The sequence below is a fragment of the Bacillus sp. AFS012607 genome, assembly GCF_002558005.1.
GTDB lineage: Bacteria > Bacillota > Bacilli > Bacillales > Bacillaceae_G > Bacillus_A > Bacillus_A thuringiensis_S.
Window position 1 is genome coordinate 143,650 of sequence record NZ_NTVM01000005.1, and the last position, 20,638, is coordinate 164,287.

Sequence of the window (20,638 nt, forward strand, 5' to 3'; positions counted from 1 at the left end):
CCCCGTTAAAAGGACGATACTTTATGTATCGTCCTTTTTGTATAAAAAAACACCCAATCAATTGAGAGATTGATTGGGTGTGAAAAAATTATTAATAATTTTTTTTGCGTTTTTTAGCTAAAATACTTAATAATCCAGCTAGTAGAAGAACGATACCTACTGTTTGTGTAGGATCTTCTTTATGACCTGTATTTGGAAGGTGCTTATCCGTATTTCGATCATCTTGCTGTTTGTTATCTGTTTCATTTGATATTTCTTCGGAAGTTCCGTTTTTGTGTTTCTCAGATGTTTCATTGCCTTTGTTTTCTTCTTTATTTGGAGGAGTAACTGGCTTGTCATCTCCACCTGACGAAGATTCAATCTTTTTATTTGAAACTGTAATTTGTAGTGGTGTAGCTTGGGCTTTATCAATTGTAAAGTTTATTGGTGATGCATCTAATTGATAGCCTTTAGGAGCCTGTGTTTCTACTAATTGATAATTACCAGGTTTCAAATCATTTAAGATTACTTTTCCGTGTTGGTCTGTTTTTAAACCTTCTCGGATGATTTTTCCATCTTGGTCTAAAATATTGAAAATGGCACCTTCAAGTGTTCCATGGTGATCAATATCAACTTTAGTTAACTCAATTGAACCTGTTGTTAAACTATTTAAAGCTGTAACAGAGGTAATCTGAGATTGTCCTTTCGTAATTGTGAAAGGAATTGGTTTAATGTTTAAATCATAGCCAGTTGGAGCTTTCGTTTCAATGAACTGATAATCTCCTGGACGTAAATCAGAAACAGAAATCTTACCATCTTTATCAGTAGTTAAATCAGAATGAACATCCTTACCGTTCATATCTACAATTTTAAAGATAGCCTCTGCAAGAGTAGTACCATCGATGTCATCAACTTTAGTTAATTCAACTGCGCCTTTAGTTAAGCTGTTAGTAGCAGTAACAGAAGCTTTAGCAGTTTGACTCTTTTCAATAGTAAACTTGATAGGATTTTGATTTAAGTCATAATGCTTAGGAGCTTTCGTTTCAATGAACTGATAATCTCCCGGACGTAAATCAGAAACAGAAATCTTCCCATCTTTATCAGTAGTTAAATCAGAACGAACATCCTTGCCGTCCATATCTACAATTTTAAAGATTGCTCCTTCAAGAGTAGTACCATCGATGTCATCAACTTTAGTTAATTCAACTGCGCCTTTAGTTAAGCTATTCGTAGCAGTAACAGAGGCGATTTTTTCTTGGCCTTTTTTAACTGTGAACTTAATAGGTGTTTTGTTTAAGTCATAGTGTTCAGGAGCTTTTGTTTCGATAAACTCATAGTCTCCTGGCGGTAATTCATCCACAACTAAACGGCCGTTTTTATCAGTAGTTAAATCGGTACGAACATCGTGTCCATCCTTATTAACAATTTTAAATACTGCACCTTCAAGTGTTGTGTTTTGCTTGGCATCATCAACTTTAATTAACTCAACACTACCTTTCGTTAAGCTATTAATAGCTGTAACGAAGACATGCTTTGTTTGACTTCTTTCGATTGTGAACTTAATTGGTTCTTCATTTAAGTCGTAATGTTTAGGAGCTTTTGTTTCAATAAATTGATAGTCTCCTGGTTGTAAGTCTTTAGCGATGATTTTTCCATCTTTATTGGTAACTAAATTCGTACGAATGTCGTTACCGTTCAGATCAGTAATTTTAAATACCGCACCTTCTAGCATTTCTTTCTTATCTATAGAGTCAACTTTCGTTAATTCCACGCCACCTTTTGTTAGGCCATTCTTAGCAGTAACAGAAGCGTGAGTTAGTTGACTTTTTTCGATAGTGAAGCTAATAGGTGTTTTATTTAAATCGTAATGCTTAGGAGCTTTCATTTCAATGAATTGATAGTCTCCTGGGCGTAAGTTCGTAGCAGTAATCTTACCATCTTTATCAGTAGTTAAATCAGTGCGAACAATTTTACCTTTCGCATCGATGATGTTAAACACTGCATCAGAAAGTTTTGTATCTGGATTTATATCATCCACTTTTATTAATTCTACAGCACCCTCAGTTAAGCTATTTGTAGTAGTAACTTGGAGCTTTTCTTTTTGGCTTTTCTTAATTGTAAACTTAATAGGTGTACTATCTAATTTATAGTGTTCAGGAGCTTTCGCTTCAACAAACTGATAGTCCCCAGGACGTAAATCAGAAACAGAAATTTTTCCATGTACATCTGTTGTAAGCTCAGTGCGAATGTCATTACCATTCATATCAGTAATTTTAAATATCGCATCTTTAAGAGCGGTACCATCAACATCATCCACTTTAGAAAGCTCCACAGTGCCTTTCGTTAAGCTATTTGTAGCTGTAACAGAGACAGGCTCAGCTTGGCTCTGTGTGATTGTGAATGGAATTGGCTCTTTGTTTAAATTGTAGTGTTTCGGAGCCGTTGTCTCGATGAATTGATAATCACCAGGACGTAGGTCAGAAACGCTAATTTTACCTTGTTGATTCGTAACAAGATCTTTGCGAATTACAGTACCATTCATATCTGCAATTTTAAATACTGCGCCTTCAAGAGTAGTGCCATCAACGTCATCTACTTTAGAAAGTTCCACGCCGCCTTTTGTTAAACTATTTTTCATAGTAACGGTAGCGATATCTTTTTGGCTTTTTTCAATTGTAAATATAATTGGTTTTTTGTCTAAATCATAGTGTTCAGGAGCCGTTGTTTCAACGAATTGATACGTACCAGGACGTAAGTTTTCGACAACGATTTTACCTTCACTGTTTGTTTTTAAATCTGTTTTAAGTACCTTGCCATTTTGATCTAGTAAATTAAATACCGCATCGGCAAGTTTTGTTTGATCGTTTAAATCATCAACTTTAAGTAATTCGATACTACCTTGTTTTAAGCTATTTGTAGCAGTTAAAGAAATAGATTTCTTCTGTCCTTTTTCAATAGTGAATTTGATTGGTGTTTCATCTAAAACATAATCCTTAGGAGCTTTCGTTTCGATGAATTGGTAATCACCAGGACGTAGGTCGTTAATTTCGATTAGTCCTTGTTCATTTGTAACAAGGTCTTTATGAACTACATCACCGTTCATATTAACAATTTTAAATACTGCATCTTTAAGAACAGTGGCATCAACATCATCTACTTTAGAAAGTTTAACAGCACCCTTTGTTAAAGCATTTGTAGCAGTGACATGAAGAGCTTCAGTTTGGCTCTTTTTAATTGTAAATACGATAGGTTTTTTATCTAAAACGTAATGTTCAGGAGCAATTGTTTCAACGAATTGATACGTACCAGGACGTAGATTTTCAACAACAATTTTACCTTCATCATTTGTTTTTAAGCCTTCTTCAACTAGCTCTCCGTCTGCATCTAATAAATTAAATACGGCGTTAGCAAGTTTTGTATTTATATCAATATCGTCAATCTTTGTTAGTTCAACGCTACCTTTTTTCAAAGCATTTTTACCTGTAACATTGATCTCTTTCGTTTGACTTCTTTCAATTGTAAACGGAATTTGTGTTTCTTCTAATACATAGTGCTCAGGAGCTTTTGTTTCAATGAACTGATAGTCTCCAGGGCGTAAATCAGAAACAGAAATTTTTCCGTTTTTATCTGTAACAAGATTCGTATGAACTTCCTTACCGTTCATATCAACAATCTTAAAGATTGCACCTTCGAGCATCGTACGATCGATGTCATCGATTTTTGTTAATGTTACTGCACCTTTCTTTAAACTGTTAGTAGCAGTAACAGTAATATTCTCTTTTTGACTTTTTTCGATAGTGAACGGAATAGGCTCTTTGCTTAAGGTATAGTCTTTTGGAGCTTTTACTTCAACAAATTGATAGTCTCCAGGACGTAAATCAGAAGCAGTAATTTTACCGTTTTTATCAGTCGTTAAACCTTTGCGAATTACCTTTTTAGTATCATGAGCGTCAACGATTATAAATTCTGCACCTTCAAGAGTAGTGCCATCAACATCATCAACTTTTGTTAAAGTGACGCCACCTGTAAGTAAACTGTTTTTTACAGTAACAGGGATAGGAAGATCTTCCTTACTACCTTTTTTAATTGTGAACTTAATAGGTGTTTGATCTAATTTATAATGTTCAGGAGCTTTCACTTCAATAAATTGATAATCGCCTGGTGCTAAATCAGGGATGACTAATACTCCGTGTGCATCTGTTATTAAATCTTTCATAATTTCTTTGCCAGTTGCGTCTTGTAATGTGAATACAGCGCCAGCAAGAGCTTTCGCGCTCTCCACGTCATCTTCTTTAATTAATTTGACCTTTCCTTTCGTCAAACTATTTTTGAAAGTAATAGGGATGAGTTTTTGTTGACTCTTTTCAATTATAAATTCAATTGGTTCTTCATTTACATCGTAATAAGTAGGAGCCTTCGTCTCGATTAGCTTATAATTACCCGGACGTAAGTCTTGTACTACTAATTTACCGTCTTTATCAGTAGTAAGTTCCGTACGAACATCCTCACCTTTGTCATTAACAATTTTAAATACTGCACCTTCAAGGGTTTCCTTAGCATTTACAGAATCAACTTTTGTTAATTCAATACCACCTTTTGTTAAGCTGTTAGTAGCTGTAACGTTAATAGCAGTCGCTTGGCTCTCCTTAATTGTAAATTCAATAGGTGTTTTATTTAAGGCATAATGCTCAGGAGCTTTCATTTCGATAAATTTATAGTTACCTGGACGTAAACCAGTAGCAATAATTTTACCTTCCTGATTCGTAACTAATTCTGTACGGACATCTTCATTTTTATTATTAACGATTTTGAATACGGCACCTATAAGTGCAGTGCCATCAGTATCATCGAGTTTTGTTAGTTCAACATCGCCTGGTAGTAGACCATTTTCAGCTGTAATAACAATCGGTGTTTTTTGACCTTTCTCAATTGTAAATTCAATTGGTGTTGATCGCAGTTCATAATGTTCAGGAGCTTTTGTTTCAATAAATTTGTATTTGCCTGGACGTAAGTCAGAAGCTTTAACAGTTCCGTTTGTGTCGGTAGTTAATTCTGTACGAACGTCTTCGTTCTTATCATTCACGATTTTGAACATAGCTCCAGCAAGAGGAGTCTTTTTATCAAATTCGTCGACTTTTAATAGCTCAACAGCACCTGTAGTTAAACTGTTTTTTGCAGTAATTGAGATAATGCTTGTTTGACTTTTCTCGATTGTAAACGGAATTGGTTCTTTATTTAAGTCATAGTATTTAGGTGGTGTTGTCTCAATAAATTGATAATCACCAGGATCTAAATCTTTAACGGTCAAAGTTCCATCTTTTTCTGTTTTTAAGTTTGTACGGACATCTTCATTTTTGTCGTTAACAATTTTGAATACCGCACCTTCAAGGGTAGTGCCATCAGTATCATCCACTTTTGTTAACGTAATGTCACCTTTAATTAAAGCGTTTTTTGCTGTAACAGAAGCGACTGTAGTTTGGCTTTTTTCTATTTCAAATAGAATAGGCGTTTTGTCTAATTCATAATGCTCAGGAGCTTTTGTTTCGACAAATTGGTATTTACCCGGACGTAAATCTTTTGCTTCTATTTGTCCATGTTCATTTGTTGTTAATTTTTCATATCCAGGAATATTTTTTCCGTTGCGATCTTGAACAGTAAACTCTGCCCCTGCTAAAGTTTTATTATAATTATCCACTTTTGTTAAAAGAGCAGATCCTTTAGTTAAACTATTTGTCGCAGTTAGATTTACTACTGTTGTTTGATCTATAGAGATAGTAAACGGAATAAGTTTGCTATCTAATTGATAATGCTCAGGAGCCTTCGTTTCTTGTAAGTAGTAAGTTCCTGGTTTTAGTTTATCTATAATAATTTGTCCGTTATTATTTGTTGTTAATTCTTTGTGTTCTGGAATTACTTTTTTATCTTTATCCAGTAGTGTGAAAATAGCGCCTTGTAGTGTTGCATTTTTGTTCAGGTCATCAGATTTTGTTAAAACTACTTTCCCGACAAATTTCTTATTTGCAAGTTTATATGTTGTAGTCTCTTGTGTACCAAGTTCAACAATTTTCCCTTGTTTTAAATCCCAGCTAATTACATAGCCTTCAGGAGCCTTTGTTTCTTTTAATAAATATTTATCACGTTTTAAATTATTAAATTTAGCGATACCGTCTTTGTCTGTTGTAATTTTACGGATAACAGTTTTACCTGTACGATCGTATAAAGTAAATTCTGCCCCAGCTAATAGTACGTTCTTATTGTCGTTATCTACCTTTATAATTTCAAGGTTTCCACGACCTTTGGTAGCAGATCCTCCACCTGAACCAGAAGACATTCTCACTTCAATTGTTTCAGTAGTTTCTGTGTTTTTAACTGTCAACTTATTGCCTGTGATTTTCGCTTTATTACTTACTTTTTCTTTATCGTCTGCATTAATAAGTGAGCGATATTCTAAAATATAAGCTCGATCAATTTTTTTCAAGAAGGCAATTTCGAAATGTTGCTTTCCGGTAGTATTGTCTGTTGTTATTTTGAGTTTATAGTCTGTTCCTTCTTTTAATTCGTTTACTTTATCTTTTGTTAAATTTCCATATGGATCAACAGTTGTAGGGTATAAGTGGAATGAATCTTCCACAATTACCTGATTTTCGGTTGGGTCATCTGTTACAACCGCATCCGCAATGGTTGATTGGCTTTCGTTAATTGCGATACTCCAATTAATATAGTTGTCGTCTTGCACAGCTTTTTTAGTAACGAAGCTGCCACCTTTATTTACTTGAGTATCACCTGTAAGGGTGTTAACAATTTTAGAGCCATCTTTTAAATCTGCCTCGTTTTTGTAAGTGCCTTGGATAAGTTCACCATCAAGGCTTGTTTTAAAGATAATATAGTAAGGTGAATTAATTGATTGTTTGAAATGAACCTTTAGGGTGTTTTTATTTTTCTCTGTAGGTTCTTCAAGTTCATATTTCTCAGTTGGTACAGCATTACCAGGTTGTGCATTATCAGGATTTCCATTTAAAATCATATCGCGTACTTCAATGGATCCAGGAACTAATTTTTGTTTATCTTGTATTACGTCTATAACAGAAGGATCTTTAATCTCAACATTATTATAGTTAAAGCCTATTATCCAAGTAATTTCCTTCGTTTGAGCGTTATAAGAACCGTACTTATAACCATTTGCCTTTGTGAAAGTATCAGGATCGAAATTAGCTTCAACTTTATTTGATTGTGGCTTAGAATCCGTATCTATCCAAGATAGGTTACCTGTATTTTTAAATGAAGTTTTACCACTTTCTAGCTTTGTATAATCAAAGTCTGTCGTATATTTTACAACTAATGTCTTTGTCATATTAGACTGATATGTACCTATAAGAGTAATTTTGAAGCCTTTATCTGTTGCATCTAAAACATAGTCAGTCCCAGCTTGAAGGGTATAATTTCCATCTTTAATTTCTAGTTTTTTATCTTTTAATTGTAATCCACCATGATCAAAGGTGTCCGTAATGATCGCGTTGTTTAATGGGTAGTTGTTATTATTTACTATAATTGTCCAAGTTGTTGTTTTGTCTTTATAATTTGTTTCAGCTTTATTATTAGATTTAATAATATTTTGCTGCTTGAAGCTAGCTTCATTTTCTTTACTTGAATCATTATCAGCTGTAACTTTATTTTTTACTTTTCCATCTTCTATAACTTTATTAGTTGGCTTGGTTTTATAGGTAATCACATAAGCACTATTAATATCATCGTTAAACTGTAAATCGAATCCATTCTTCTTGTTATTTACAGTGTAATTATTCACAGCGTCACCTGTTACAAGCGTTCCCTTTTCATTATATGAAGCGTTTTTCACAACAATAGAATTTGCATCTAGTTCGTGTGTATCGTCAAAAATATCTTTTAAAATCGCGTCTGCTTTTTTGATCTCTCTTTGATCACCATTGTAAGTAATTGTCCACTCAATTGTTTGCGTCTTTGGATCATATTTACTTGTTTTATTTAAGTGTGTACCACGAGAAACCGTTACAGTAGAGCTTGCGTTTTGTTGCTTTTGATTATCACTCGTTATCGTAACGTTATTTCGAAAACTTTTAATATTTTCATCAGTAATTTTTGTGGCATATTCGATTTGATATGCTTTATTGATAGAATCTTTAAAAGCAATCTCCAATTTTGAGCCATCTGATGAAATAATATTGTAATCTGTTGGCTCAGCTTCTGCACCACGCATTACATTTCCATTAACATCAACTTCTAAATAATAAACTTTAATAGAATCTTTATTTAAGCTTGTACCCTGTGGGATGTTATCTTTAAAAACAGCATTTTTAAGGGTTTCTTTCGTTTTGTTCATCTCTACTTTCCAATTAATTTCATTTGTATTAATTGGTCTATCAGGTACCCCTTTTTTATTCGTAGCTGTTTGTACATTAGGCTTAAAGTCAACTGTAATAGAAACATCCTTATCTTTAATTGGGAAAGGAATTTCTTGTGTTGTTGTACCTTTAATTTCAGCTTTATTAAATTCTGTCTTTAATTGTAGGTTACCAGCAACATCTGGATGCTCTTCAACATAATCGTTGAATGTCATCGTGACTTTTCCGTCTTTTGTAACAGTAAAATTACCAATTTGATTGTTTTCACTATCATATAAAGGACTGTTAATTGTATTGTAAATCTTAAAATGTTTAGGAAGATCAAAAATATAGTAATCTCCGCTTTTCACATTCATTGATTTTAAAAGCTCCCATGTAAACTCAATATTGGCAGGGGAATCTGTGCTTGGACGGTTATCCTCTGTAAATGGTTTTCCGTCTTTATCCGTCAACTTTACACCGGTTAAAATGTTTGTTGTTATTTGCTTTGGACCTGAATTTGTATTCTCAACAGGGCTGCTTGCTAGCTTATGTTTTGGATTGCCAGTAGCAATTTTAGCTACTGGGTTTTGTTCCGGATTATCGGTAACAGGTTTAGTTGCTGGGTTTTGTTCCAGATTATCGGTAACAGGTTTAGTTGCTGGTTTCTGTTCCGGATTATCGGTAACAGGTTTAGTTGCTGGGTTTTGTTCCGGATTATCAGTAACAGGTTTAGTTGCTGGATCTTGCTCCGGATTGTCAGTAACAGTTTTAGTTGTTGGATCTTGCTCCGGATTGTCAGTAACAGGTTTAGCTACTGGATCTTGCACTTGTTTATTAGTATCCTGTTTGGTGCCATCTTCTTTAGAGTCTTCTACCTGAACAGGAACTGATATAGGTTGAACGATTGTTCCTAAAGGAAAAGCGATTTGAACTGATTTTTCTCCAGTTTTTAAAGTTGAGTTAAACACGGTATCAACTTTAATTTTTCCTTTAGCGTCTTTCAAATTTTCTACTTGATCATTAAATATCAATTTTAATTTATTATCTTTAGCTGTTATAAAATATTGACCAATATTTTTTTGATCTGTTACTAAATCCCCTTGCAAATCTTTAGATACTTTTAATGCAAGTGGTATTTGAACTACTGCTGTATCATTTGCATGTGCAACTTGTTGATCCTTTATTGACCAAGCGTATTCTACTCGAATGGTTGATCCTATCTTTATTAAGTTGTTAGGATTTTTTGCTTCGTCAATAATATGATTCGTTGCATCTTTCATTTCAACATTGTCAAATAAGGAATCTCCTGTTAAGGTTTCCGCTTTTACTTGATTGTATGGAAAACTAGCAAGCTGCGAAAATAGTACGAATACAATTAAACATACATTGAAAAGTTTTTTCATTTTTCCTCCTCTGAACATTCATTTGTCCATTGGGGACTTATTCCACATGAACAAATGGAATATTAAAAGTATTTGTTATAAGCTATTTGTTTTTGCTATCCCTCCGTTTCTATACGCGTTCTCAGACAAACTGGGTTATGTTCAAAGTAATATTATTTAGCGTAAAACAAAATGTATATTTACACAGTTATTTGGAAATATACACAATTCGACAAAAAATGTCGAAAAAAATACTGATATAAAGAATGATATCAGACCTTTATATGTGAGATAGTTTTCATGTATATCTAGTAAAAAAGAATGGTTATAAAGGTAAGTTTTACGATACATACTAACCAAGGTAGTGTATCCCCTTGTGAAGGCTTATTTTTGCCTTAAAGTTATGTGGAAATAAAAATCTAGATAGGGTTGTTTTTGGTCAGAATGAAGACAATATGTACTTTGAAAATAGTCATCTATTTTGTCTAAAGAGAGTTGTACGATTAGTGGACCGAAGTTGAAAGACGATAGTTTCTTACATTGTTAGAGGAATATAAGGATTACAGAATATTCGACTAACCCGTTACTACGGTCATTTTTGAGACTGTTTAAACAATAAAAAAGAAGGTGTTTTCCTCCTTAGCTACAATATCTTTTTAGTAAAGATAAGCTTAAGTAACCTCCGCTAAAGATTATATACTTAAATGATAAAGAGTTCAACAATAGTTCACATATTTTCCCAAAATTAAAAAACGGCTGTTTTATGTGGAATAAATCTACAAAACAGCCGTTTTTTTATATTAGATTTCTGTTAAGATTATTGGTTCGCCGCGTGTTACGACAACGGTATGTTCACATTGTGCAACAAGACTTTTATCAGGTGTAATGAATGTCCAACCGTCGTCACCACGCTCAATAATATGATCAGCTTTCATAGATATGAACGGTTCTACAGCGATAACAAGACCGTCTTTTAGAAGCGTATTATCCATTGGATCATAGTAGCTTAAAATGTGATTTGGTGCTTCATGTAAGCTAAGACCAATGCCGTGACCAGTTAAGTTTTGAATAACATTGTATCCACTTTTATGTGCGAAGTTTGAAACAGCACGACCAATTTGATTTTGTTTTGAGCCAGCTTTAACCTTTTTCATTGCTGCCCAAAATGCATCAACCGCTGCTTGGCAAAGCTTTTCTTTTGCCTCGTCTTCTCCAAGTACAAATGAAATACCTGTATCAGCATAATAGCCATCAAGTGCAGCAGATACATCGACGTTTACTAAATCGCCTTCTTTTAATACACGATCTCCTGGAATACCATGAGCAACTTCTTCATTTACACTAATGCAAGTTACACCTGGAAAATCATATTCTTTTTCAGGTGCAGAAATAGCACCATGCTCATCTAATACTTTTTTACCGATCAAATCAAGCTCTTTCGTTGTCATACCTGGCTTCGCTTGTTTTTTCATTTCTTCACGTGCAAGCGCAACGATGCGGCCGATTTTTCGTAAGCCTTCTAAATCTTGTTCATTACGAATAATCATGAAAACCACTGTCCTTCCTCGAATATATATCTTATCCGATTGTATCATGTTTATTTTCGTCCTGCTACTTGCTTGCGGTATGCGGGCTGATTCCTCTCACAAGGAATATATGACAATTGTCATATCGATGTCATGACGTATCATACTGTTTCCTAAGTTTTCCAGGTAATACAATGTAAATATAAGAAACAGTGGGGGTGGAGAGATGGAAAAGATTATTGAAGTAAATGGTGTTTCTAAAACATTTAAACATAAAAAAGCAGTAAATAACGTTTCATTTCACGTGGATAAAGGAGAAATAGTAGCATTACTTGGACCAAATGGTGCGGGGAAGACGACGATAATTTCGATGATGCTTGGATTAAAAGATCCTACAGAAGGTACGGTTTCTATATTTGGAAAGAGTCCAAAGCAGAGAGGCGTTCGTAATAATCTTGGGGCAATGTTACAAGAAGTAAGTGTGATTGATAGCATTACAGTGGAAGAGGCAATAGAGCTATTCCGCAGTTATTATAAGAATCCTGTAGCGAAAGAAACGTTACTGCAGTTATCAAATTTAGAATCAGAGCGAAAGCAAAGATGTGAGAAATTATCAGGTGGGCAAAAAAGAAGGTTAAACTTTGCGCTTGCACTTGCGGGAAATCCGGATTTGTTATTTTTAGATGAGCCGACAGTCGGAATGGATATTACGTCTCGAAGAACGTTTTGGGAAACGATTCGAAAGTTAGCAAGTGAAGGGAAAACGATTATTTTAACGACGCATTATTTAGAAGAAGCAGATGCTTTAGCAAATCGTATCTTATTATTTGCGAACGGAAAGATTATCGCAGATGGTACACCAGACGAAATGAAAGCAACGATTTCGAGAAAAACAATCACATTTTATTCGAAGGAAAGCATTCCTACAAAATTACTAAAGGAATTACCAAATGTAACAGAAGTAAAGTCAAACGAAGGACGCTTCATTTTAACAACGGAGGATACGGATGCAACTTTAAAAGCCATTTATCAAAGGAATTTACCTGTAATAGATGTTTCAGTTGAACGTGGAAGCCTTGATGAAGCATTTGAACAGTTTGTCGCAAATCAGAAGGAGGAAATCGCATGAGAGCGTTATGGATGCAATGCAAAATAGAAATTTTACGTACATTCCGCAATAAATTATTTATTTTTTTCTCATTATTAATGCCTGTTATGTTTTACTACATTTTTACAAATGTTGTTCAAGTACCACAAAACGGAGATGCGTGGAAAGCACACTATTTAATTTCGATGGCAACTTTCAGCATTGTAGGGACTGCACTCTTTAGTTTCGGTGTGAGACTTTCTCAGGAAAGAGGGCAAGGATGGACACATCTTCTAAAAATTACACCGCTTCCAGAGGGAGCATATTTAACAGCAAAAATTATCGCTCAAACAGTAGTAAATGCTTTTTCAATATTAGTTATCTTTATTGCAGGGATACTAATTAATCATGTTGAGTTAACGGTAGGGCAATGGATTGGTGCGGGGCTATGGTTATTGTTAGGGGTAACACCATTTTTAGCATTAGGAACAGTAATAGGTTCCATTAAGAAGGCGGACGCAGCTGCTGGCTTAGCAAATATTTTAAATATGAGCTTAGCTATAGTTGGCGGGTTATGGATGCCGATTGAAGTATTCCCCAAAATATTAAGAACGATTGGTGAGTGGACACCGACATACCATTTCGGAAGTGGTGCGTGGGATATTGTAGCTGGAAAATCAATTGGATGGGAAAATATCGCGGTATTAGGAGGTTATTTCCTTATATTTGTTGTAGTATCAATATATATAAGAAAAAGACAGGAAGCGGTATAAATGATAGAGAAAAAGAGGATTGAGGTTTTTCCGAAACATATGGGGTTCTTTCCGTATATGTGGTTTGTTTATCTATTATTTCCAATTTATCACTTAGCGCAGGCATCAGGATGGAAGCTTGTAATAGGAAGCTGTATGTTGATAATTTTTATCGTCACATACCGTCAGCTTTATTTTGTTCAGAGAACGTTTGTTTTTTGGGCTTGTATTCAAATGGTACTCATCTTTTTATTTGCTTTATTTTATAATCCTTTTATGATATTTTTTGGCTTTTTCACAGCAAGTGCGATGGGATTTGCGCCAAATAAGAAAGTATTTCGAGTGCTGTTATGTTCGTTAGTTATAATGCTTGGAGCATTTTTATTTGTAAATATGAATCAACTAACAACTACAAGTTTAGTAAATATCGTTCCGATGTTTATTTTAATGCTTCTTACGCCATTTGGTATGCGCAATTTTAATCAGAAAAAGATGTTAAAGAACCAACTGAATGAAGCAAACGAGCAAATTAAAGACTTAGTAAAGCGTGAAGAACGGCAGCGGATTGCGAGAGATCTTCATGACACATTAGGGCATACGTTATCTCTTATTACTTTGAAAAGCCAGCTTGTAGAGAAGTTAATTGTGAAAAATCCAGAGCGTGCAAGTGTGGAAGCGAAGGAAATTACACAAACGTCTCGTACAGCCTTAAAGCAGCTGAGAGAATTAATTTCTGATATGCGTATGATTACGGTAGAAGAAGAGCTAGAGCAAATAAAGGCAATCTTACAAGCAGCTAATATTGAATTAGAAGTGAGGCAAGAAGCAAGCTCGAGCTCGTTATCACCAATTGAACAAAATATTGTCGGGATGTGTTTACGTGAGGCCGTTACAAATGTTGTAAAACATAGTAAGGCAAAGCGGTGTGCAGTTTCTGTATTAGAATCGCAAGGTGAGCTGATTTTGAAAGTAGAAGATAACGGAATTGGTTTAACAGATCAAAATCATGATGGAAATGGTATCCGCGGCATGAAAGAACGAATTGCTCTTATTGATGGATTTGTTGAACTAGGTACAATCAATCCAGGGACGTTGTTAACAGTAAAAGTTCCAGTTGTTATTAGAACAGGAAAAGATGAGGTGAGGGCATGATTCGAATTATTATTGCAGAAGATCAACGGATGCTTCGTGGTGCATTAGGTGCCTTACTTGATCTAGAAGATGATATCGAAGTAATTGGGCAAGCGGCAAACGGGGAAGAGGCGCTAAAATTAATTGAATCGTTAAAACCGGATATCAGTATTATGGATATTGAAATGCCAATTCAAAGTGGATTAGATGTTGCTGAAGCGTTAAAGAAAGAAAAATCACCATGTAAAGTTATGATTTTAACAACATTTGCACGGCCAGGATATTTTGAAAGAGCAATGAAAGCTGGCGTGCACGGCTATTTATTAAAAGATAGCCCAAGTGAAGATTTAGCAGCAGCAATTCGTAATGTAATGAAGGGGAAACGAGAGGTCTCCCAAGAGTTAATGTTCGGTCTATGGCAGGAGCAAAATCCGTTGTCAGATCGCGAAAAGGAAGTATTGTTGCTTGCGAAAGAAGGAAAGACGGCAAACGAAATTGCGAAGGCACTTTATCTTTCACCGGGTACAGTACGTAATTATATTTCTGAAGTATTAACGAAGCTCGATGCGAAAAATAGAATTGAGGCAATTACAATTGCGGAAGAAAAGGGTTGGATATAAGAAGAAGTTTACCTAAGAGGAGTAAACTTCTTCTTTGTTATTGTACTTCTATTACCTTATTTACTTTTTGTAACGACTTGTAACCATGTGCTTCAAATGCCTTTGCAAATTCATTTGATACGGCAGTGCCATATAAATCTTTTGCAGCTTGTACGATGTGAGATTGAAGTGATTCAAAGTCTTCAGCGGAAGTTGCATAATTTTGCAATGCACGCATAACAACTTTGCTTACTTTTTCATTGCCTTGTTTTTGAACAGCAATACCGTTATATGTTTTACCTTCAGCTAATTGATATAATACGTGACTGATAATACCAGAATTCACGTGTGATTCTTGATTATTACCATCATTATAGAAATCTTGTAAATTTGTATATAATTTATGACCGCCGTCACCAATTTCCCTTGGGATATCACGAATTGTTAGGCCACCTAATGTATCGCCCATAATCCAGTTTCCTTTATCTTTCTTTACGTAATATTCGATTTGTGTACCCCAGAAATCCGCTAATCCCTCGTTTAGTGCAGATGTTTCAGCGCTTGGATATCTCACGACTTTATTTTTCGTCGTGCCACTGAATACAGCATGTCCAAATTCATGAGCTGTTACATCAAGAGCTGATGTTAGTTTGCCGTCTAAACCATCACCAAATACCATTTGGTTCCAAGCGGGATGCCAAAATGCATTTACATAGTCTTCTTTTATACCATCACTAACTTCAGTAGAATCAAAACCGTGTACACTAGCAACAACTTTTGAATCTTTATTATCGTAACTTTTTAGATTATGTTCTTTCTTAAAGTAATCATAAATATCACTCATGTTCTTCATAGCGCCCGCGGCTTCTTTATCTGCAAAATTAGGAGTGCTACTTGAAATTAGTGTCCCTGGATAACCAGCTTGACTATATCCCCCGAGGGAATCGGCGTAGTTTGCATTATAAATATAAATACCATTTCCGCGTGATAAATCCGCTAAATAAAATTTCCCATCAGTTCCTTTGGCAATATTGAAAGAGATGTTTTCTTGAAGTGCATTTTTCCCAGTTCCTTGCTCACTTGCAGTGGATAATCTAGGTGATGTTACTTGATTTATAGTCTTATTCTCTTTGTTTTTAATGAATTTTTCTTGGAAAAGTACTTCACCAGTTTTTAGATCAACGATAGCATTGCCATTTATAATTTGTTCATTGTTTTCATAAGTAAATGTAATAACAGTTGCGAATGTATAATAGCCATCTTTTTTCTTATAAACAACGGTTTCGCTAGAGAATTCTGTCTCAACCGCATCACTTGGAATTTGAACTATATCGCGTAATTTAGATTTCACTTCATTTTTCGACAAAAAATTTGTTATAGTAAGATTAGGTTGTTGATTTAAATTTTGAACAACTTTACCACTAACAGTTGTGATCACTCCATTTTTATCTACTTTTACAATGAGATCTTGGCCATATACTTTATAGTTTTTATATGTTTGTGCAAGGCGAACTTCGGTTTGATTTTCTTTGGTTTCTTTATTTGTAGGTTGGAAATCTACATTTTTTTCAGTAGTGACTTGTTCTTGTTGAGCTTTAGCCCCATCTACCTCACCTTTTAAATACTTTTTAGCAATATTTTCTTTCGTATCATTTTGAGGTTGTGTTAATTTCCCGATTGTTAAACCAGGCTGAGCAATTTCAACTTTGACTGCACTTTTGTCTAATTCTTGAGCATGAATAGCTTCTGTTGATAAAGGGTAAAGAAGACCGAATGTAACGAAAGCACTGGCAAGTTTTCTATAATTCATCTATAACACTCCTAATCTATTATTGTATGTGAGATGAATTGTATGAAAAATTTGCCGAATTTTATATATATTATGCATTATTTCATATCAAAAATTGTCGAATGCACATTATTGTAGTGGTATGACAACTTAAAAAATTAGATTGTTATAATGGGATGGTGAGTAAGTATGCAAGCAGAGAAATTAGGAAGTGAAATTAAGAAAATTAGAGTGTTAAGAGGACTAACACAAAAACAGTTATCCGAGAACATATGTCATCAATCGGAAGTAAGCAGAATTGAATCGGGTGCAGTATACCCAAGTATGGATATATTGCAAGGTATTGCAGCGAAATTACAAATTCCCATTATTCATTTTTATGAGGTACTCATTTATTCGGATATTGAAAGAAAAAAACAGTTTAAAGATCAAGTCATTATGCTTTGTAAGCAAAAAAGATATAAAGAAATTTATAATAAAGTATGGAATGAGCTGAAAAAGGAAGAATATCATCCTGAATTCCAGCAATTTCTTCAATGGCAATATTATGTAGCTGCTTACGTGTTGAAAAAAGTCGATTACGAATATTGTATTTTAGAATTAAAGAAATTGCTCAATCAACAATTGACAGGAATTGATGTATATCAGAATCTTTATATTGAAAACGCAATTGCAAACATTTATGCTGAAAATGGCTATTTGAAGAAGGGTATTGATTTATTTGAACAAATATTAAAACAATTAGAGGCGTTGCATGATAATGAAGAATTTGACGTGAAGGTAAGGTATAATCATGCAAAAGCATTATACTTAGATAGTCGATATGAAGAATCACTTTATCAAGTAAATAAAGCGATTGAAATATCATGCCGAATTAATAGTATGGCATTAATTGGACAGCTATATTATCAAAGAGGTGAATGCCTAAGGAAGTTGGAGTATGAAGAGGCAGAGATTGAAGATGCATATAAGAAGGCAAGTTTCTTTTTTGATATATTAGAAATGCATGCATATAAAGAAGCGCTCGTAAATAAAATCAGCAGATAAACAACCTAAAAAGTGGATATGCATAATTGCATACAATGTGAATAAATTTTCATGATATATTAAAAGTAAAAAATGTGGGTGATGGAATATGAAGAAATTACTTATTGGTAGTTTATTAACGTTAGCAATGGCATGGGGTATTTCATTAGGTGATACAACATTAGAGAAAAGTCAAATAATTTCTCATAATGATCAAGAGGTACAAGTAGCTGCAGATTTACCTTTTGAGTTTTAAAAAACAACCGCCTTATTTAGACGGTTGTTTTTTTATGGAGTAACATCCAAACGTCTTTACTAGAAACAGGTTTGCTAATAAAGAATCCTTGAATGTGATCACAATTTTGTCTATGTAAAAATTCCCATTCTTCTTCCGTTTCTACACCTTCTGCAATCACTTCTAAATTTAGTTCTTTTGATAGTGTAATAATGGAAGAGACAATTGCTTCTTCTAAAGGACTATTTGTAATTCCACAAATAAACTCTCGAGCAATTTTTAATGTGTTGATTGGATATTTTGTTAAATAAGCTAAAGAACTATAACCAGTTCCAAAGTCATCGATTGAAATTTGAATGCCGAGATTTTGAAGCTGTTCTAGTTTTGCAACTACAGATTGATTTTGATTAATTGCGATGCTTTCCGTAATTTCAATATCTAGTGCTTCTGGTTTCAGTTCTGTTTCTTCTAACACCTTTGAAATAGTTGGGATTAAATCAGCATGGTTAAATTGAACAACAGATAAATTCACACCAACTTTTAAGTGAGAAAAACCTTGATTATGCCATCTTTTTGCCTCTAAACAGGCAGTACGTAAAATCCAATTACCAAGTTCAATAATAAAACCAGTTTCCTCTGCTAGAGGAATAAATTGGGCAGGAGATACGATACCGAGTTTTGGATGCTTCCAACGTATTAATGCTTCAAAACCGATAATTTCTTTTGTTTTTGTGCTTACTTGTGGTTGGTATTCAAGGAAAAATTCATTTTGTTGTAATGCTTTTGAAAGTTCACCTTCTAAGAATTGAATTTCATTTTGAGCGATACTCATTTCTTTTGAGAAGAAAACAAATCTGTTTTTTCCATTTGCCTTCGCACGGTACATAGCCATATCAGCATTTTTCATTAACTCATTTACATCAGTTCCATAATCAGGATACATCGCAATTCCGATACTCGGTGTAATAGAGAGTTCTTCGCCTTGAATGAAGAATGGTTTGTTTAAAATAGTTAAAATCTGTTCAGCTATAAAAATTGCACTTTTTTCTGAGTACATTTCTGGTAATAGAATGGTAAACTCATCTCCACCTTGGCGAGCGACGACATCTTTTGAACGCAAGCAACCGCGTAGTCTGTTTGCTACTTCAATTAATAATAAATCTCCGACGTCATGACCAAGTCTATCGTTAATTTTTTTAAATCGATCTAAATCAAGGAACATGACGGCGACATCATTTGCGTTAGTTTGGGCTGTATTCAAAATGGCTTTTAAATCTTTTTCGAACTTTCGGCGATTTGGTAATCCAGTAAGTGCATCGTGAAAGGCTAAATGTTCTACTTGTTTTTGTTTTTCATATAAAGTGGTAATATCACGCGCTATCCCAAACATTCCGACCACTTCTTTGTTTATAAAAGTAGGGATAAGTGTAATATGGAGATAATAATAATAGCCTTCTTGTTCTTTTGTACGAACTTCTAACGTTTGTGGCTTACCTTCCTTTGTAATTTGTAAAGCCTTCTTAAGTAGTTCGTGGTCTTTTGAATCAATGAAGTGTACCAGAGAATAGCTTGCCACTTCGCAATAATAGGCAGTAAATAAGCTTTCGCATGCCTTATTAGATTGTTGAAAAATGCCATTCATATTTAAAGAGAAAACGGCATCGGGATGATCTTCGAATAAAGATTTATAGCGTTGTTCACTTTTTGATAATGCAAATGCACCTTCTTCAACTTCGCCCTCTAGTTGTGTAGTCAACTGTTCATATGTATGGATTAGTGCTTGATTATCTTTCCACATGTAAAGTTGCCGCAAGAATAACAAAATAAGTGATAACACGAGGCCGATTAACATGAATTTATCATCCCAAGGTTGAATGATAATAAAAGAAAAAGTAATAATTATACTAAAATAAGGTAGTATAAAACGTATATAATCGAATCGATAATATTTTGCTTTCGTTTCATGCTGCATTGGTTTATCCAAAATATATAGTATGGAAGAAAGTCCAATTAATAAAATAGAAGCAGTGTGTATTAAATAATTAATTTCAGCGGAAGTTTTCATCCCAAAATTCAATTGAAACAGATGAATATAACCGTATACGAGTATAATAGTGAAACCGATAATTAATGCGATTCTACTAGAAGAATATTGTTCTCTTCTATATAGGCTAATAACGGCGTAAATTACTAATGATTGTGCAATAAAATACCCAATTAAAATCCAAGTGTCCTTTGTTAACATGCGGAAGCTTGAAATATCTAAGATAAAAGTTAAGGTGAAATAAATGTTCATAATAATAATAAAGATGCTATCGAATGAGAATTGAGAAAGTCCCTTAATAGAGTAATTTTTTATAAACTTTATAGCAAATCCAACAAAGAGCAAAATATATTGTATGATAAAAAAAGGTAATGCTTTATATGAAAATATAGATTGATTATGCATGGAAATCGAACTAAGAAATAGGGTTATCTCCATAACTAATCCACATAGGCAAGTGCATAGTAATAAAATCCAAAATAGTTTATCACTGCGTTTCATTTTTTTAATAGCTTTATATAAACAGTGGCAAGAAAAAAGTGCAGCAAAACAGAATAAGAAAAGAATCCCAATTTCCTTTATATGCGACTCATTTGGAATAAAGAGTATCCAAAGAGCAAATATAGATATGTATATTATGACAAATTGTACATACTTTTTTTGATTAATCATATTATGACTCCGTTTCAATAAAGTTGAATCTCGGGGGAATGCTAATTTAAATAATA

Annotated in this window: 10 protein-coding genes; 6 read left to right on the forward strand and 4 right to left on the reverse strand. The window is 34.0% G+C overall.

The genetic code is table 11. From position 1 onward, the window contains the following. Positions 1-91: 91 nt before the first annotated feature. Positions 92-9,742: a SpaA isopeptide-forming pilin-related protein gene (locus CN409_RS03515; RefSeq protein ID WP_141527680.1), complete on the reverse strand. Its 9,651-nt coding sequence runs from the start codon at positions 9,740-9,742 to the stop codon at positions 92-94. A 779-nt stretch (positions 9,743-10,521) separates the two neighbouring features. After that, entirely contained in the window at positions 10,522-11,316 is a 795-nt protein-coding gene (map, locus tag CN409_RS03520; protein ID WP_002083543.1) for a type I methionyl aminopeptidase, read from the reverse strand. Between the two features lie 157 nt (positions 11,317-11,473). Between map and CN409_RS03525 the strand changes: the two genes are divergently transcribed. From CN409_RS03525 to CN409_RS03540, 4 genes are read left to right on the forward strand one after another with little or no spacing between them, the layout of a single operon-like run. After that, positions 11,474-12,376, forward strand: coding sequence for an ABC transporter ATP-binding protein (locus tag CN409_RS03525; protein ID WP_000411117.1), 903 nt, complete (start codon positions 11,474-11,476; stop codon positions 12,374-12,376). Beyond that, positions 12,373-13,107, forward strand: a complete 735-nt coding sequence (locus CN409_RS03530) for an ABC transporter permease (RefSeq protein ID WP_001202431.1) — start codon at positions 12,373-12,375, stop codon at positions 13,105-13,107. The genes CN409_RS03525 and CN409_RS03530 overlap by 4 nt, the downstream gene beginning before the upstream one ends. Further along, positions 13,108-14,238, forward strand: coding sequence for a sensor histidine kinase (locus CN409_RS03535; RefSeq protein ID WP_097980930.1), 1,131 nt, complete (start codon positions 13,108-13,110; stop codon positions 14,236-14,238). After that, positions 14,235-14,837: a response regulator transcription factor gene (locus CN409_RS03540; RefSeq protein ID WP_000619243.1), complete on the forward strand. Its 603-nt coding sequence runs from the start codon at positions 14,235-14,237 to the stop codon at positions 14,835-14,837. The genes CN409_RS03535 and CN409_RS03540 overlap by 4 nt, the downstream gene beginning before the upstream one ends. A 37-nt stretch (positions 14,838-14,874) precedes the next feature. Here the strand turns inward: CN409_RS03540 and CN409_RS03545 are convergent, their stop codons facing one another. Continuing rightward, positions 14,875-16,626 carry a M4 family metallopeptidase gene (locus tag CN409_RS03545; protein ID WP_097980931.1) on the reverse strand — a complete coding sequence of 584 codons (1,752 nt, stop codon included), beginning with the start codon at positions 16,624-16,626 and terminating at the stop codon, positions 14,875-14,877. Between the two features lie 168 nt (positions 16,627-16,794). On the opposite strand from CN409_RS03545, the gene CN409_RS03550 reads away from it, so the two are divergent. After that, complete coding sequence (locus CN409_RS03550; protein ID WP_001147494.1) at positions 16,795-17,652, forward strand: helix-turn-helix domain-containing protein; 858 nt, start codon at positions 16,795-16,797, stop codon at positions 17,650-17,652. Positions 17,653-17,740: 88 nt separating this feature from the next. Then, entirely contained in the window at positions 17,741-17,887 is a 147-nt protein-coding gene (locus CN409_RS03555; RefSeq protein ID WP_000734733.1) for a quorum-sensing peptide PapR, read from the forward strand. 16 nt (positions 17,888-17,903) lie between these two features. Here CN409_RS03555 and CN409_RS03560 read toward each other — a convergent pair whose 3' ends face one another. Next, complete coding sequence (locus CN409_RS03560) at positions 17,904-20,582, reverse strand: DUF4084 domain-containing protein (RefSeq protein WP_002162962.1); 2,679 nt, start codon at positions 20,580-20,582, stop codon at positions 17,904-17,906. Positions 20,583-20,638: the final 56 nt, after the last annotated feature.

Excerpts from the sequence above, each read along its gene's own strand:
- CN409_RS03525 (WP_000411117.1), top strand. The coding sequence starts at position 11,474 with ATGGAAAAGATTATTGAAGTAAATGGTGTTTCTAAAACATTTAAACAT.
- CN409_RS03555 (WP_000734733.1), top strand. The coding sequence starts at position 17,741 with ATGAAGAAATTACTTATTGGTAGTTTATTAACGTTAGCAATGGCATGG.
- CN409_RS03535 (WP_097980930.1), top strand. The coding sequence starts at position 13,108 with ATGATAGAGAAAAAGAGGATTGAGGTTTTTCCGAAACATATGGGGTTC.
- map (WP_002083543.1), bottom strand. The coding sequence starts at position 11,316 with ATGATACAATCGGATAAGATATATATTCGAGGAAGGACAGTGGTTTTC.
- CN409_RS03530 (WP_001202431.1), top strand. The coding sequence starts at position 12,373 with ATGAGAGCGTTATGGATGCAATGCAAAATAGAAATTTTACGTACATTC.
- CN409_RS03560 (WP_002162962.1), bottom strand. The coding sequence starts at position 20,582 with ATGATTAATCAAAAAAAGTATGTACAATTTGTCATAATATACATATCT.
- CN409_RS03550 (WP_001147494.1), top strand. The coding sequence starts at position 16,795 with ATGCAAGCAGAGAAATTAGGAAGTGAAATTAAGAAAATTAGAGTGTTA.
- CN409_RS03540 (WP_000619243.1), top strand. The coding sequence starts at position 14,235 with ATGATTCGAATTATTATTGCAGAAGATCAACGGATGCTTCGTGGTGCA.
- CN409_RS03545 (WP_097980931.1), bottom strand. The coding sequence starts at position 16,626 with ATGAATTATAGAAAACTTGCCAGTGCTTTCGTTACATTCGGTCTTCTT.
- CN409_RS03515 (WP_141527680.1), bottom strand. The coding sequence starts at position 9,742 with ATGAAAAAACTTTTCAATGTATGTTTAATTGTATTCGTACTATTTTCG.